The organism is Actinomadura sp. DC4 (genome assembly GCF_030406325.1).
Lineage (GTDB): Bacteria > Actinomycetota > Actinomycetes > Streptosporangiales > Streptosporangiaceae > Actinoallomurus.
Window position 1 is genome coordinate 100,395 of record NZ_JAUEQY010000004.1, and the last position, 14,974, is coordinate 115,368.

General features: G+C 68.8%; 13 protein-coding genes. 8 read left to right on the top strand and 5 right to left on the bottom strand.

Features of this window, described 5'->3' with window-relative positions; all coding sequences use genetic code 11:
- Positions 1 to 59 precede the first annotated feature (59 nt).
- Together QWU11_RS07810 and QWU11_RS07815 are read right to left on the bottom strand one after the other, a co-directional pair.
- Positions 60 to 761: a TetR/AcrR family transcriptional regulator gene (locus tag QWU11_RS07810; RefSeq protein ID WP_354670822.1), complete on the bottom strand. Its 702-nt coding sequence runs from the start codon at positions 759 to 761 to the stop codon at positions 60 to 62.
- Positions 762 to 983: 222 nt separating this feature from the next.
- Entirely contained in the window at positions 984 to 1,937 is a 954-nt protein-coding gene (locus tag QWU11_RS07815) for an acyl-CoA desaturase (RefSeq protein WP_290104369.1), read from the bottom strand.
- Positions 1,938 to 3,189: 1,252 nt separating this feature from the next.
- Here QWU11_RS07815 and glmU point away from each other — a divergent pair.
- From glmU to cysN, 8 genes are all read left to right on the top strand, one after another.
- Positions 3,190 to 4,635, top strand: coding sequence for a bifunctional UDP-N-acetylglucosamine diphosphorylase/glucosamine-1-phosphate N-acetyltransferase GlmU (gene glmU / locus QWU11_RS07820; RefSeq protein ID WP_290104370.1), 1,446 nt, complete (start codon positions 3,190 to 3,192; stop codon positions 4,633 to 4,635).
- A gap of 3 nt (positions 4,636 to 4,638) precedes the next feature.
- Positions 4,639 to 5,619, top strand: coding sequence for a ribose-phosphate diphosphokinase (locus QWU11_RS07825; RefSeq protein WP_290104371.1), 981 nt, complete (start codon positions 4,639 to 4,641; stop codon positions 5,617 to 5,619).
- A 182-nt stretch (positions 5,620 to 5,801) separates the two neighbouring features.
- The gene (locus QWU11_RS07830) at positions 5,802 to 6,452 is read left to right on the top strand and encodes a 50S ribosomal protein L25/general stress protein Ctc (RefSeq protein WP_290104372.1); all 651 of its coding nucleotides are present in this window, start codon (positions 5,802 to 5,804) and stop codon (positions 6,450 to 6,452) included.
- 134 nt (positions 6,453 to 6,586) lie between these two features.
- Positions 6,587 to 7,168, top strand: coding sequence for an aminoacyl-tRNA hydrolase (gene pth, locus QWU11_RS07835; RefSeq protein ID WP_290104373.1), 582 nt, complete (start codon positions 6,587 to 6,589; stop codon positions 7,166 to 7,168).
- A gap of 251 nt (positions 7,169 to 7,419) precedes the next feature.
- A complete protein-coding gene (locus QWU11_RS07840; protein ID WP_290104374.1) occupies positions 7,420 to 8,898 on the top strand; it encodes a sugar transferase in 1,479 nt (492 codons plus the stop codon).
- Between the two features lie 15 nt (positions 8,899 to 8,913).
- Positions 8,914 to 9,666, top strand: coding sequence for a 3'(2'),5'-bisphosphate nucleotidase CysQ (locus QWU11_RS07845; protein WP_290104375.1), 753 nt, complete (start codon positions 8,914 to 8,916; stop codon positions 9,664 to 9,666).
- Between the two features lie 26 nt (positions 9,667 to 9,692).
- Positions 9,693 to 10,622 (top strand): sulfate adenylyltransferase subunit CysD, encoded by a 930-nt coding sequence (gene cysD, locus QWU11_RS07850; protein ID WP_290104376.1) that lies wholly within the window; start codon positions 9,693 to 9,695, stop codon positions 10,620 to 10,622.
- 2 nt (positions 10,623 to 10,624) lie between these two features.
- Positions 10,625 to 11,887, top strand: coding sequence for a sulfate adenylyltransferase subunit CysN (gene cysN, locus QWU11_RS07855; RefSeq protein ID WP_290104377.1), 1,263 nt, complete (start codon positions 10,625 to 10,627; stop codon positions 11,885 to 11,887).
- Positions 11,888 to 12,286: 399 nt separating this feature from the next.
- Here cysN and QWU11_RS07860 read toward each other — a convergent pair whose 3' ends face one another.
- The 3 genes from QWU11_RS07860 to QWU11_RS07870 form a co-directional block, all read right to left on the bottom strand.
- Positions 12,287 to 12,751 carry a PPOX class F420-dependent oxidoreductase gene (locus tag QWU11_RS07860; protein ID WP_290104378.1) on the bottom strand — a complete coding sequence of 155 codons (465 nt, stop codon included), beginning with the start codon at positions 12,749 to 12,751 and terminating at the stop codon, positions 12,287 to 12,289.
- Positions 12,752 to 12,850: 99 nt separating this feature from the next.
- Entirely contained in the window at positions 12,851 to 13,981 is a 1,131-nt protein-coding gene (locus QWU11_RS07865) for an epoxide hydrolase family protein (protein WP_290104379.1), read from the bottom strand.
- A gap of 177 nt (positions 13,982 to 14,158) precedes the next feature.
- The gene (locus QWU11_RS07870) at positions 14,159 to 14,941 is read right to left on the bottom strand and encodes a hypothetical protein (protein ID WP_290104380.1); all 783 of its coding nucleotides are present in this window, start codon (positions 14,939 to 14,941) and stop codon (positions 14,159 to 14,161) included.
- Positions 14,942 to 14,974: the final 33 nt, after the last annotated feature.

Below are 14,974 nucleotides of genomic sequence, written 5' to 3' on the forward strand. Positions count from 1 at the left end.
TCCCTGAAGTCCATGCTCAGCACCATAGGGCGAGGGTGTGACAATCCGACTACGGAGGGTCAGGCGGGCTCTGGTTCGATGCTCGTACGACGGGCGGCGCGCGCGGTGTCCTTGGCCTCTTTCGCCGCCTCCTTGGCCTTGGCCTTGAGGTCCTTCTGGCGGGCCTTGTGGTCCGTGGTGAGGTACGGCTTGGGTTCCAGCCCGGACAGGCCGTTCCACGCGAGGTTCACCAGGTGGGCGGCGACCTCCTCGCGCTTTGGCTTGCGGATGTCGAGCCAGTACGTGCCGGTGAGGGCGACCATGCCGATGAGCGCCTGGGCGTACAGCGGGGCGCTCTTCGGATCGAACCCCTTGTCGCGGAACTCATCTCCGAGGATGTGTTCGACCTGGCCGGCGATGTCGCTCAGCAGACTGGCGAACGTGCCGGTCGCGGACGCGGCGTGCGAGTCGCGTACGAGGATGCGGAACCCCTGGCTGCTGTCCTCGATGTACTCCAGGAGGGCCAGGGCGGCGCGTTCGATCTTCTGTCGGGGATGTCCGCCGACCAGCGACTTGGTGACGGTATCGAGCAGGTGCTCCATCTCGCGGTCGACCACGACCGCGTACAGGCCCTCCTTGCCGCCGAAGTGCTCGTACACCACGGGCTTGGAGACGCCGGCCACGGTGGCGATCTCCTCGATGGAGGTGCCGTCGAAGCCGCGTTCGGCGAAGAGGGTCCTGCCTATGTCAAGCAGCTGCTCCCTTCGTTCTTTGCCCGTCATGCGCTTGCGACGGGACCGGGGAGGTTCACTCACACCATCAATTGTGACGGTCACACTTTCTCCTGGCCGGGCGGCTCGTCAACGGGAGAACGCCGGCGGTGCCGTACTGAATGGGAGGTGCCCAGCTCACGAGGGTGCGGGGACACCCCGCTCGCGTCGTCCTGCGCACGCCGGGCGGCCGATACCGGCCGCCCGCGGCGCAGAGGGCTTGGTTAGCTGTGCTTACGATATCCGCTTCGAGGCCAGACGGTCGGCGTTCGGCCAGCGGACATCGGAGACCCAGCCGACCTTCTCGAAGAGCCAGATCGTACGAGCGCTGCTGTCGAGCTGGCCCTTGAGCACGCCGTGGCGAGCGCAGGTCGGGTCGGCGTGGTGCAGGTTGTGCCACGACTCGCCGAACGACGGGATGGCCAGCCACCACACGTTACGGGACTTGTCGCGGGACTCGAACGCCTCTTCGCCCATGGCGTGGCAGATCGAGTTGATGCACCAGGTGACGTGGTGGAGGACCGCGATGCGTACGAGCGAACCCCAGAAGAACGCGGTGAAGGCGCCCCACCAAGACATGCTGATCAGCCCGCCGATGGCCCCCGGGAGGAGCAGCGAGGTGGCGACCCAGACCGGGAAGAGACGGCTGACGCGGTTGATGTCCTTGTCCGCGACGAGGTCGGGGCAGAACTTGGCGGGGGAGGTGCGCTTGCTGTCGAACAGCCAGCCCATGTGCGCCCAGACCAGACCCTTGGTGAGCGCGCGCCAGTCATCGCCGAAGCGCCACGGCGAGTGCGGGTCGCCCTCCTTGTCGGAGTACTTGTGGTGGCGGCGGTGGACGGCCACCCAGTCGATCACGCTCATCTCGATGGAGAGGCCGCCGGCGATGCCGAGCGCGATGCGCAGCCAGCGCTTGGCCTTGAACGAGCCGTGGGTGAAGTGCCGGTGATAGCCGACCGTAACCCCCAGGCCGGACACGACATAAAACACGAACATGATCGCGATGTCCGTCCAGCCCAGGCCCCAGCCCCACGCGAACGGCACGGCCACCACCACGGCGAGTAGCGGAACCACGATGAAGACGGCGAGAAGCCCCTTCTCGAAGTTGCCCTTGGGGGTGGGTTCGATCTCGGGTCTGGCCTGCGGTCGAGAGGTGTCGGATGGTGTTGCGGTCGGGGCTACGGTCATGCGGAGTCCTCCTGCTGGGCGAGTAACTTACGCTTACGCAACCGTAACCTACGGCGGCGTAGGTTACGCAAGATGCCCGCCTGAATTCGGCCAAACCTGTCGCGCTAGTCACACAGGGGTTACTGCGCCGCAAGATGAGCCTTTGGTGACGAAACGTATGAGGGTGTTGTGGCGCGTGGGGCTCGTGTGACGGGGTGGTCCGGCCTCTCGGGGGGCGTGGTGGAGCGGGGACGGGGCCTGGGGCGGCACCGAGGGGCGGGGCGAGGTGGAGTGGGTGGTCTGGCGGACGGGCCGGTCGGTTGGAGTGGCCGGAAGAGGGCGGGGCGTACGCGGCGGTCGGATGTAGTAGGCAGGGGCCGCCGTATGTGGTGGAGGCGTACGTCCCAGTGGGTGGGGCTTTCGGTAGGGATATAGGTGTGCTTCGAGTCGGTACGGCAGGAGTGGATGTGTGGTGCCGGTTGAGGCGGTTTGCGCGGCGGGCAGCTGGTTCGGGTGGCCAGGCGCGTGTGTCGGGGTGGTCGGTGGTGGTCAGGTGTAAGTGGGGTGGTGCCGGTGCGCGGCGGGGCGAGATGCGTCGCCCGCTCGGTGGTCGGCGTGGGCGAGAGACGGGGACGGGCGGGAGTTGGGGGAACCGGGGGCCGGGGATGGAGGCGGGCCGTCGGGGGTTCGGGAGGTGGGCGTCGGTCAGATGGCTGCGATCAATGTGCGCTCATCGGAGGTGGGGCAGCCGCTATCGTTGGGAAGAGCCACAGCGGCGTTGACGCCCGCTGGCGATCCGGCGTGGTGAAATAGGCATCACGGAGGGTTTTGGTCCCTCTATTTCTGGTTCGAGCCCAGACGCCGGAGCCGAGACCCCCGTCCCGCAGCCGGACGTGTGGTGCCGCTCTTCGGTCTCGGCGCGGCCACATCAGAGCACTCCCGCCGATGCCCTCGTGACCCGAGCGAGAATTCGAGGAGATCGTTCTCGCCCCCGCGGCGAAGAACCGGGGCGAGCGCAGATCACCGAGGGGCGGGAGGAGGGGCGGGGACCCCCCGTACAGGCAGAACGGCCGGACGGTATCCTTCGGGTGTCGGGCGGGTAACAGCCCTGCGGCTCCTCCGTTTCCGCAGGTCCGAGCCTATGCGGAGCGTACGTTTCGCACCCCGGCTGACCTGTCAGCGACGCCGAGGAGTCTCCTCCAGTGAGCGGAGTGAGCGACCGGGCGCAGCCATGCCGTGAACACCCCGCCCCGCCTTCGGGCAAGGTGGTCTCATGAGCTCAAGCCGCCCTTCCGCCGTCATCGTCCTCGCCGCGGGCGAGGGCACCCGGATGAAGTCCCGCAAGATTCCGAAGGTCCTCCACGAACTGGCCGGCCGCAGCATGGTCGGGCACGTCGTGGCCGCCGCGCGCGCACTCGCGCCCGAAAGGCTCGTCGTCGTGGTCGGGCACGGGCGGGAGAAGGTGGTCGAGCACCTCCAGGCGGTCGAACCCACCGCGCTTCCGGTGACTCAGACCGAGCAGAACGGCACCGGGCACGCCGTACGGATCGCGCTCGACGGGGCGGCCGTCGCCGCCGGGACGGTCGTCGTGACCAACGGCGATCACCCCCTGCTCAGAGCGCAGACGCTCGAAGATCTCGTACGGCTCCACCACGACGAGGGCAACGCCGTCACCCTTCTGAGCACCGAGATGCCCGACCCCACCGGGTACGGGCGGATCGTCCGCGGGTCCCAGGGCGAGGTCACGGCGATCGTCGAGCACAAGGACGCCGACGACGGGCAGCGTGAGATCAGCGAGATCAACGTGGGCATGTACGTCTTCGACGGCCTGCTCCTCGCCGACGCCCTCAAGCGGGTGACGACCGACAACGCCAACGGCGAGGAGTACCTCACCGATGTGGTCGGCATCCTGCGTGGCGACGGGCACCGCGCCGGCGCGTACAAGGCCGCCGACTGGGTCGAGACCCAGGGCGTCAACGACCGCGTGCAGCTCGCCGGCGCCCGGCGGCAGCTCAACGACCGTATCCTCGAGGCCCACATGCGCGCCGGGGTCACGATCGTCGACCCCGCGTCGACCTGGGTCGACGTCCAGGTGACCATCGACGCGGACGCCGTCATCAAGCCGGGCACGCAGCTGCACGGCGACACGCACGTCGCCGCCGGCGCCGAGATCGGCCCCAACTGCACCCTCACCGACACGAGCGTCGGCGAGGACGCCGTGGTGATCAACGCCGTCTGTGACCAGGCCGAGATCGGCCCCCAGACCAGCGTCGGCCCCTTCGCCTACCTGCGGCCCGGGACCAGGCTCGCGCGCAAGGCGAAGGTCGGCACCTACGTCGAGACGAAGAACGCCGTCGTCGGCGAGGGCACCAAGGTGCCGCACCTGACCTATGTCGGCGACGCCGAGATCGGCGCGGGCTCCAACATCGGCGCCGCGTGCGTCTTCGTGAACTACGACGGCGTCGAGAAGCGCAAGAGCGTGGTCGGCGACCACGTCAAGGTGGGCAGTGACAACATGCTCGTCGCCCCGGTGACCATCGGCGACGGGGCGTACACCGCGGCCGGTTCGGTGATCACCGAAGACGTGCCGCCGGGCGCGATGGCGGTGGCACGTGCCCGCCAGCGCAACGTCGAGGGCTGGGTCGAGCGCAAACGGCCCGGCACCCCCTCCGCTGAGGCCGCGCGCCGGGCGGCCGAGCGAGCGAAACAAGGAGACTGACGCGTGACCGGGATGAAAACGACGGGCGAGAAGAAACTCATGCTCTTCTCCGGCCGGGCCTACCCAGGGCTGGCCGAAGAGGTGGCCGAGGCGCTCGGCGTGGAGCCCACGCCGACCTCGGCGTACGACTTCGCCAACGGCGAGACCTTCGTACGGTTCAACGAGTCGGTCCGCGGGTCCGACGCGTTCGTGCTGCAGAGCCACACCGCTCCGATAAACCAATGGATCATGGAGCAGCTGATCATGGTCGACGCGCTCAAGCGGGCGTCGGCCAAGCGGATCACGGTGGTCGCGCCGTTCTTCGGCTACGCGCGGCAGGACAAGAAGCACCGTGGCCGCGAGCCGATCTCGGCCCGGCTGATGGCCGACCTGTTCAAGACCGCGGGCGCCGACCGGCTGATGGTCGTCGACCTGCACACCGCGCAGATCCAGGGCTTCTTCAACGGGCCGGTGGACCACCTGTTCGCGCTGCCGCTTCTCACGGACTACATCAAGGAGAAGCTCGACACCGGCAACGTCTCCGTGGTCGCGCCCGACGCGGGCCGGGTACGCGTGGCCGAGCGCTGGAGCGACGAGCTCGGCGGCTGCCCGATGGCGATCATTCACAAGCGGCGCAATCCCGACGTCGCCAACGAGGTCAAGGTCTTCGACGTCGTCGGTGAGGTCGAGGGCCGTACGTGCGTCGTGGTGGACGACATGATCGACACCGGCGGCACGATCGTGAAGGCGGCCGAGGCGCTGTTCGAGGAGGGCGCGGCCAAGGTGGTCGTCGCGGCCACCCACGGCGTGCTGTCCGGCCCGGCGGTGGACAGGCTGAAGAACTCCAGGATCTCCGAGGTCGTCCTCACCAACACCCTGCCGATCCCGGACAACAAGCGGTTCGACAAACTCACCGTGCTGTCCATCGCCCCGCTGCTCGCGCGGGCGATCAGCGAGGTGTTCAGCGACGGCTCCGTCACCAGCCTGTTCGGCGGTCACAGCTGAGATCGGCCGCCTCACGGCACGAAAGGGAACGGCGATCGGCTAGACTTGGTTGACCGTGTGCGTCCGACGCTGTGCTGTACGACCCAGGTAACCCGGGTCTGTGCGCCGCGGGGAGCACCGGATATTTCGACTGATCCCGTCGACGTAGTACTGACAAGCTTTATCCAGCGAGGAGTTTTGCCGTGTCCGAGGTAAGCATCGCCGCCGAGCCCCGCACCGAGTTCGGCAAGGGCCCAGCGCGGCGCACTCGCAGGGCCGGCAGGGTGCCCGCCGTTCTTTACGGCCACGGCACCGACCCCCGTCACATCTCGCTGCCGGGCCACGAGCTGATGCTGGCTCTCAAGTCCGCCAACGTGCTGCTGCGCCTGCAGGGGCTCGACGGCGGCGAGGAGCTGGCCCTGCCCAAGGACGTCCAGCGCGACCCGCTCAAGGGTTTCCTCGAGCACGTCGACCTGCTGGTCGTGACCCGCGGTGAGAAGGTCACCGTCGAGGTTCCGATCCAGCTGACCGGCGACATCGCGCCGGACGGCATGCTCGACCAGCAGATGATCCAGGTCTCCCTCGAGGTCGAGGCGACCCACATCCCGCAGTCCGTCGAGGTCGACGTCGAGGGCATGGTCGTCGGCGACGCCGTACACGCCAAGGACATCAAGCTCCCCACCGGTGCGACGCTCGACGCGGAGGACGACGCCCTCGTCCTGCACGTCATCGCGGCGCCGACGGCCGAGCAGATGGAGGCCGACCTCGGTGAGGGTGGCGAGGCCGCCGAAGGCGAGACCGCCGAGGGTGAGGCCGCCGAGGGCGAGGCCAAGTCCGAGGGTGACGAGGAGTAAGGCTCACGAGTGCGTCGGGCGCCCCCTCGGGGGCGCCTTTCGCGTTGAAGGCCCGAGCGTTGAAGGCCCGCGCGTTGAAAGGCCCGCGCGTTGAAAGGACCCGTGTATCGACAGGCCCGCGTTTTGGAAGATCGATGGCCCCGGATGACCCGTGGCTCGTGGTCGGCCTGGGCAACCCCGGCCCGGACTACGCCGGAAACCGGCACAACGCCGGCTTCATGGTGCTCGAGGTTCTGGCCGGTACGGTCGGCGTTCGCTTCAAGTCCCACCGCGCCCGCGCCGACGTCCTCGAAGGACGACTGGCCGGGCAGCGGGTCGTGCTGGCCAAGCCGAAGTCGTACATGAACGAGTCCGGCGGGCCGGTCAAGGCCCTCTGCGACTTCTACAAGATCCCGGTCGAGCGCCTCATCGTCGTCCACGACGAGCTCGACATCCCGTACGGCACGCTGCGGCTGAAGCGCGGCGGCGGTGACAACGGGCACAACGGCCTGCGCTCGATCACCAAGTCCCTGGGCGGGCGTGACTACCTCCGCGTACGGTTCGGCATCGGGCGCCCGCCGGGCCGGATGGACGCCGCGGCGTTCGTCCTGCGTGACTTCTCGGCGACCGAGCGCAAGGAGCTCGAGCTGGGCGTCGACCGCGCCGCCGACGCCGTCGAGGCACTGATCACGCAGGGGCTCGACCGCGCCCAGAACACCTTCCACGCGGAGCTCTGAAGCGCCCGCAGGGGCCCGCCCGCTGTCGTATGGTGTACGGCGGACCGAGGCCGGACGTCGTGATACAAGTGACGAATGGTGACTTACGGGGCGAAGTCCTATCAACGGGACTGATGATGCCGATGCGCCCCTCTTCGTGTGAAGTGAAGCCTAAGATGTGTGTCACACACAGAACAGACATGTGAACCTCAGGTGGCTAACGGACGTCCTGCACTTGGATGCGAAACCCGTGACGTTCGGCAAGGGGTGAGATGGCGGTCGTCGAAGAGGCGCGGCCGAGAGCTCGGACCGTCGGAGGAAGCAGGGAGCAGGTCGCGGCCTGGACGTCCCGGTATGCGCGGCACGCTTTTTGTGTCGACTTCGTCGCCGCTCTGCTCGGTGGTCTGATCGCGTTCGGAATCCGCTTTCGATACCCCTCCATCGGCAGCCCGTGGAGCACCCCGTACATCGGGGGCAGCCTCGTCCTCCCCTTCCTCTGGACCGGGACTCTCGGTGTGGCCCGCGGGTACGAACAGCGGCTCTTCGGCGTCGGCCCGGAGGAGTTCCGCCGTATCCTGCAGGCCGGTTTCGCCGTGACCGCCACCGTCGCGATCCTCGCGTACGCCACGAAGGTCGAGGTGGCGCGCGGCTACGTCATCGCCGCTCTGCCCCTGACCACGGGCTTTGACCTGTGGGGCCGTTACCAGCTGCGCAAGCGCCTGCACCGGCGCCGCAAGGACGGCGAGTACATGCGGCGGGTCGTCGTGGTGGGCCACCGCGCCGCCGTGGGCGACCTGATCCGCCAGCTCCGCCGGGAGCGCTTCCACGGCATGGAGATCATCGCCGCCTGCCTGCCGACGATGCTCACCAGCGGCGAGGACGCGGTGGCCGAGGTCGAGGGAGTGCCGGTCGCGGGCGACTTCACCGGGGTCGGCGGCGTCGTGGAGGGCACCCGCGCCTGTACGGTCGCGGTGCTGGCCTGCCCGGAGCTGGACGGCATCGCGCTGCGCCGGCTGGCCTGGCAGCTGGAGAAGGACGCCGTCGATCTCGTCGTGGCCCCCGCGCTCATGGAGGTGGCGGGGCCCCGCACCTCGATCCGCCCGGTGGCGGGCCTGCCGCTGCTGCACGTCGAGCACCCCGAACTGTCCGGCGGCCGGCGCCTGGCCAAGACCATCTTCGACCGCGCGGGCGCGAGCCTGGCGCTGATCTTCCTCTCGCCCCTGCTGGCGTCGATCGCGATCGCGATCCGCCTGGGGAGCAGTGGACCGGCGCTGTTCCGCCAGGTGCGCGTGGGACGCGACGGCCGCGAGTTCACCGTGCTGAAGTTCCGTACGATGGTGGTCGACGCCGAGCGCCGCAAGGCCTCGCTGGTCCAGTACAACGACCACGACGGCGTCCTCTTCAAGATCAGGAACGACCCCCGGGTCACCCGCACCGGTGCCTGGCTGCGCCGCTACTCTCTGGATGAGCTGCCACAGCTGATCAACGTCCTGCGGGGTGACATGTCTCTCGTCGGGCCGCGCCCGCCGCTGCCGGACGAGGTCGCCCAGTACGGTGACGACGTACGGCGACGCCTCGTCGTACGTCCCGGTATGACCGGTCTGTGGCAGGTGAGCGGTCGCGCCGATCTTTCCTGGGAGGAATCCGTCCGGCTCGACCTGCGTTATGTCGAGAACTGGTCCCTCACCCTCGATCTGCAGATTCTGTGGAAGACCTGGTCCGCGGTGGCCCACGGTTCCGGCGCCTACTGACGTAGAGAGAAATACGTGACGCACGACGACCACGCCCTCGCCCGTGATCTCGCGACCGAGGCGGGCGCGCTCCTGCTCAGGCTGCGCTCCGACCGGGGCTTCGGTGACCTCCGCGCCCTGCGCGAGGCCGGTGACCGCGAGTCCCACGTCTACCTGACCGAGGCGCTCGCGCGGCAGCGGCCCGGCGACTCCGTCCTCAGCGAAGAGGGCAAGGACGAGCTCTCCCGGCTCGACGCCGAGCGGGTGTGGATCGTCGACCCGCTCGACGGCACCCGGGAGTACGCCGAAGAAGGCCGCGGCGACTGGGCCGTGCACGTGGCGCTCTGGGAGCGCGGCGGGCTGACGGCGGGCGCCGTCGCCCTGCCGTCCCAGGGAAAGACGCTCTCGACCGCGGAGCCCATGGCGATGCACGGCCCACCGGCCGGCCGCATCCGCGTCGCGGTCAGCCGTACCCGGCCACCGGAGTTCACCCGCCGGCTCGCTGATCACTTGGACATCGACGTGGACCTGGTGCCGATCGGCTCGGCCGGCGCGAAGGTCGCCGCCGTGCTCCTCGGCGACGTCGACGCGTACGTCCACGCAGGTGGCCAGTACGAATGGGACTCAGCCGCCCCGGTCGCCGTCGCCCACGCGTTCGGCGCTCACGCCTCGCGGATCGACGGGTCATCCCTGACCTATAACCAAGAGGACACCAACCTGCCGGATATCCTGGTCTGCCACCCGGAAATGGCGCCAACGCTGCTCGCCGGAATCCGGGCGGTCCTGTAAGAGCCGACCCGGGGAGCGTTTTCTCGATGCAGCGCAGCACAGCTGACGCCCGTGACTACAGGACGTCCCAGCTCGACGTCCTCGAAGCAGAGTCGATCCACGTCGTCAGGGAGGTCGCGGCCGAGTTCGAGCGGCCCGTCCTGCTCTTCTCCGGCGGCAAGGACAGCATTGTCATGCTGCGCCTGGCCGAAAAGGCCTTCTGGCCCGCGCGGATCCCCTTCCCGGTGATGCACGTGGACACCGGCCACAACTTCCCCGAGGTCCTGGAGTACCGCGACCGGAGAGTGGCCGAGCTCGGCGTACGGCTGGTCGTCGCCTCCGTACAGGAGTCGATCGACAAGGGCCGGGTCGTCGAGGAGACCGGGCGCCGGGCCAGCCGCAACCGGCTGCAGACCACGACGCTGCTGGACGCCATCGAGGAGCACCGCTACGACGCCGCGTTCGGCGGTGCGCGCCGGGACGAGGAGAAGGCGCGGGCCAAGGAGCGGGTCTTCTCCTTCCGCGATGACTTCGGCCAGTGGGACCCCAAGAACCAGCGACCCGAGCTGTGGAACCTCTACAACACGCGGACCCGCCAGGGCGAGCACATCCGGGTCTTCCCACTGTCCAACTGGACAGAGCTCGACATCTGGGACTACCTCAAGCGCGAGGAGCTGGAGATCCCCTCCATCTACTTCGCCCACCCCCGTACGGTCTTCGAACGCGACGGCATGCTGCTCGCGGACAGCCCGTACTCCAACCGGGGCGACGACGAGCCCGCCTTCGAGACGACGGTCCGCTACCGCACCGTCGGCGACATGAGCTGCACCGGAGCGGTCGAGTCGACCGCGGCCACCCTGGACGAGGTGATCGGCGAGATCGCCGCGACGCGGATCACCGAGCGCGGCCAGACCCGCGCCGACGACCGGACCAGCGAGGCCGCGATGGAAGATCGTAAGCGCGAGGGGTACTTCTAGAGATGGACATCCTGAGGCTCGCCACCGCGGGTTCGGTGGACGATGGTAAGTCGACGCTCATCGGGCGGCTGCTGTACGACTCCAAGTCGATCTTCGAGGACCAGATCGAGGCGGTCGAGCGTACGAGCCGTGACCGGGGCGAGGAGTACACCAACCTGGCCCTGCTCACCGACGGCCTGCGCGCCGAGCGCGAGCAGGGCATCACGATCGACGTCGCGTACCGCTACTTCGCCACGCCCAAGCGGAAGTTCATCATCGCCGACACGCCGGGGCACATCCAGTACACCCGGAACATGGTGACCGGCGCGTCAACGGCGGATCTGGCGATCATCTTGATCGACGCGCGCAAGGGCCTGCTGGAGCAGTCGCGGCGGCACGCGTTCCTCACCACGCTGCTGCGGGTGCCGCACCTCGTGCTCGCGGTCAACAAGATGGACCTGATCGACTACGACCAGGAGACGTTCGAGCGGATCAAGGACGAGTTCACGTCGTTCGCCGCGAAGCTGTCCGTCGGCGACCTGACCTTCATCCCGATCTCCGCGCTGCACGGCGACAACGTGGTGGACCGCTCGGCGAACATGTCCTGGTACGACGGGCCGTCGCTGCTCCACCACCTGGAGAACCTCCACATCGCCTCCGACCGCAACCTCATCGACGTGCGGTTCCCGGTGCAGTACGTCATCCGGCCGCAGGCCTCGACCGACCCGGAGCTGCACGACTACCGCGGCTACGCGGGACAGGTCGCGGGCGGCGTGCTCAAGCCGGGCGACGAGGTCATGCACCTGCCGTCGGGCCTGACGTCCCGGATCAAGCGGATCGACACGTTCGACGGCCCGGTCGACGAGGCCTACCCGCCGATGTCGGTGACCCTCCTGCTGGAGGACGACATCGACATCTCCCGCGGCGACCTGATCTGCCGCCCGCACAACAAACCCCAGGTCACCCAGGACATCGACGCGATGATCTGCTGGATGTCCGACGAACGCACCCTCACGCCGCGGACCAAGCTGGTGATCAAACACACCACCCGCACGGCCCGCGCGATGGTACGGGAGCTGAACTACCGGCTCGACGTGAACACGCTGCACCGCCACGAGGACGCCGACCGCCTGGAGCTCAACGAGATCGGCCGGGTGACCTTGCGCGTCACCCAGCCGCTCTTCGCCGACGCCTACGGCCGCAACCGTACGACGGGCGGCTTCATCCTCATCGACGAGGCCACGAACGCCACCCTCGCCGCCGGCATGATCATGGACAGCCGCTGACCATCATTTCGACCTCGTCCGCTCCAGGCACTCGTCGTACGGGAGCGGGCGAGTTCGGTGTGCCTCCAGAGGATGCCGGCTCTGCGACTCGTGTAATCCATCCGAGTAATCGGTCTTGTGGCTATCTCCTTAAGCTTGAATTTCAAGCCGGTAGATTCTGTCGGATTAAATCCCTCGCGACGAACAGTCCTACCTGGGTGATCGCGGTCAGCACGTGTGCTACCTGGGCGGCGGCCCACAGCCATTTGCGCAGTTCACGCTGCGGTGGCTGAGGCGCGATCAAGGTGTTCACAACAATGGCGGCACCGGCCCGGAATTGGGAAGCGGCGTTATTCGGTCCGCGACCAGTAAAAACGCGCGCCCCCGGTCCGGGGAGCGCGCGGTGTGGGCGGGTGGTGTCTAGGCGGTGTGGCCCGGAGGGAAGCCGCCGGTGGCGATCGGGCCCCACGAGTCGATGGTGATGCGGATCAGGGACTTGTTCTGGCGGTGCATGGCCTCGCGGTACTCCTCCCAGTCCGGGTGTTCGCCCGAGATGCTGCGGTAGTACTCCACGAAGTCGTCCTCGGCCTGCGGCATGTCCAGGATCTCGGCGCGGCCGTCCACCTGGACCCAGGCACCGTCCCAGTCGTCGGACAGGACGCAGAGCGAGACGCTCTCGTTGCGGCGGGCGTTGCGGGTCTTGGCGCGTTCCGGATAGGTGGCCACCAGGATCCGGCCCTCGGTGTCGACGCCGCAGGAGACCGGGGACAGCTGGGGCCGGCCGTCGCCGCGTGTGGTCGACAGTAGGCCGTGGTGGCGTGGGCGGAGGAAGTCGAGCAGCTCGGCGCGCTCGACGTGGTCGGCGGTTGCGATCTTCGGAGCCATCTCTGTCGCCCTCCTAAAAGGTCAAAAGTGACGTATGTCTCGATAGTGTCACGTCGGGAAGCCGCCCCGGTCCACCGGGGGCCGGGACGGCTCCACCCGTCAGCGGAGCGGGCGGAAGAACGTCCGCAGGTCGGTCGCCAGCATCTCGGGCTCCTCCAGCGGCATGAAGTGGCCGCCCTTCGTCGGGCCGCGCCACTGGCGGATGTCGCTGAAGGAGCGTTCGGCCAGTGACCGGGGGAAGTCCCGGTACACCGGCTCGGCGCTCATCGTGACCCCCACCGGCACCGTGACGAGCGGCCGTGCCGGACCCGGGGTCCAGTCGTAGTACTGCCGGAACGACGAGCCGATCGTGCCGGTCGCCCAGTAGAGCGTGAAGACGGTCAGCAGGTCGTCGCGGTCGAACCGGCTCTCCAGGTCGCCGTCGCACCAGTCGTGGTACTTGTCCACCAGCCACGCGGCCAGCCCGGCGGGGGAGTCCTGCAGGGCGGCGGCGATCGTGTCCGGCCGGGTGCACATGATCTCGCTGTAGCCCCGGTCACGCTCGTCGAAGGCGTCCAGCGCCGCAAGGAAGGCGCGTTCGGTGTCCGAGAGGGGCGGGTCGTCCACGTTCGCGGGCATGCTCGGGTGGATGAGGTGGATCCCCGTGACGCTCTCGGGATAGCGGGCCGCCAGCCAGCCCGTCACCCCGGCGCCGATGTCACCGCCGAAGGCCCCGTACGCCGAATAACCCAGAACCTCGGTCATGAGCGTGTGCCAGATGTCGGCGGTGACGTCCCTGGTCATCGGGCGGCCCGCCGGCAGGTCGGAGTAGAGGAACCCCGGCAGCGACGGGATGACCACGTCGAACGCGTCGTCGGGGTCACCGCCGAACCGCGCGGGATCGGTGAGCAGGGGCACCAGCGGAAGCATCTCGACGAAGCTGCTCGGCCAGCCGTGCGTGAGGATGAGCGGCAGGCGCGGGCGCCCGGCGGCGCGTACGTGGATGAAGTGGATGCGCTGCCCGGCCACGTCGGCCAGGTGATGGGGCAGCAGGTTGAGGTCGTCCTGGGCCTTGTGCCAGTCGAACCCGTCGGCCCAGTAGTTCAGCAGGGACCGCAGGTAGGCCGGGTCGGTGCCCGCCTTCCACGGCTCGGTGGCGGAGGCCGGGGTGAAGCGTGTACGGCGGATGCGCGTACGAAGGTCGGTCAGGACGTCGTCGGAGACGTCGAGGCGGAACGGTGAAACAGACATGAGTCCTCCGGATGGAGGGTGCCTCTCCGGCCGCGCGGTCAGCGAAGGAAGACGGCGAGAGGGGACACCCGGATGTCACGAATGGCGATCATCGGGGTCACCTCCTCTGCGGGCTCTTGCTGACGAGCCCGATCCTGCCATGATCCACCCGGCCACGCGACCGGATAACGAGGCGGCTCAGAACTGAGACGGATCCTGCGGGCCCGGAGCCGGGCCGGGACCCGGACCGGGGCCAGGGCCGGGCCCAGGACCGCCCGGGCCGGGGGCGGGACCGGGCGCGGGCGGCGTGCCCTGCTTGCGGCGCCGCCGTACGAACAGGCCCACGACCGCCAGGACGGCCACGACCACGACGCCGACGATGCCGTAGAGCAGGCCGTTGCCGCCGCCCGAGTCCTTGTTCGCCGCCGTGACCGGGGCGGCGCTGGGCGCGTCGGTGGTCGCGTCCGCCGTGGGCTCGGTGTTGGGGACGCCGGAGGTCGACGGCTTGGCGCCGGTCGCGACCGGGTGCTTGCCGCTCATCAGGTCGAGGAAGGAGATCACCTCGGACGGCGGGCTGCCGGCCTGCTTGGCCTTGGAGAGCAGGCCGTTGACCTTCGAGCCGGACAGGTTGTTCGAGACCGCCTGCAGGCGGCTGCCGCTCAGGATCAGGTAGGTGGCCCGGCGGTTCGGTTCGTGCAGCAGCCGGGTGATCACGGGCTGGGTCGGCACGCCGGCGGGCAGGACGACGACGCCCGCGCGGCCCGCGTCCTCGATGGCCTCGCGCAGCTTGTCGAGGCTGGCGTCGGACTTGAGGTAGGACGCGCTGGAGTCGACGTAGTAGCCGTCCTCGGAGACGGACTCCGCGACGAGCTCGGGGTCGACGCTCGCGGCCCGGGCAGGTACGGCGTGCCAGCCGAGCAGCAGCATCAACGCGGCTGCCAGGAAGGCCGGTACCAAGGCGCGGCGTACGCGCATGTCCATGGGGGGTCTCCTCGTCAGTCTCTCAGGTAGGCG

What these genes read in the sequence shown, in the direction of transcription:
- QWU11_RS07810 (WP_354670822.1), bottom strand. Translation starts at nt 761, where the DNA reads ATGACGGGCAAAGAACGAAGGGAGCAGCTGCTTGACATAGGCAGGACC.
- QWU11_RS07815 (WP_290104369.1), bottom strand. Translation starts at nt 1,937, where the DNA reads ATGACCGTAGCCCCGACCGCAACACCATCCGACACCTCTCGACCGCAG.
- glmU (WP_290104370.1), top strand. Translation starts at nt 3,190, where the DNA reads ATGAGCTCAAGCCGCCCTTCCGCCGTCATCGTCCTCGCCGCGGGCGAG.
- pth (WP_290104373.1), top strand. Translation starts at nt 6,587, where the DNA reads ATGGCCCCGGATGACCCGTGGCTCGTGGTCGGCCTGGGCAACCCCGGC.
- QWU11_RS07840 (WP_290104374.1), top strand. Translation starts at nt 7,420, where the DNA reads ATGGCGGTCGTCGAAGAGGCGCGGCCGAGAGCTCGGACCGTCGGAGGA.
- cysD (WP_290104376.1), top strand. Translation starts at nt 9,693, where the DNA reads ATGCAGCGCAGCACAGCTGACGCCCGTGACTACAGGACGTCCCAGCTC.
- cysN (WP_290104377.1), top strand. Translation starts at nt 10,625, where the DNA reads ATGGACATCCTGAGGCTCGCCACCGCGGGTTCGGTGGACGATGGTAAG.
- QWU11_RS07860 (WP_290104378.1), bottom strand. Translation starts at nt 12,751, where the DNA reads ATGGCTCCGAAGATCGCAACCGCCGACCACGTCGAGCGCGCCGAGCTG.
- QWU11_RS07865 (WP_290104379.1), bottom strand. Translation starts at nt 13,981, where the DNA reads ATGTCTGTTTCACCGTTCCGCCTCGACGTCTCCGACGACGTCCTGACC.
- QWU11_RS07870 (WP_290104380.1), bottom strand. Translation starts at nt 14,941, where the DNA reads ATGGACATGCGCGTACGCCGCGCCTTGGTACCGGCCTTCCTGGCAGCC.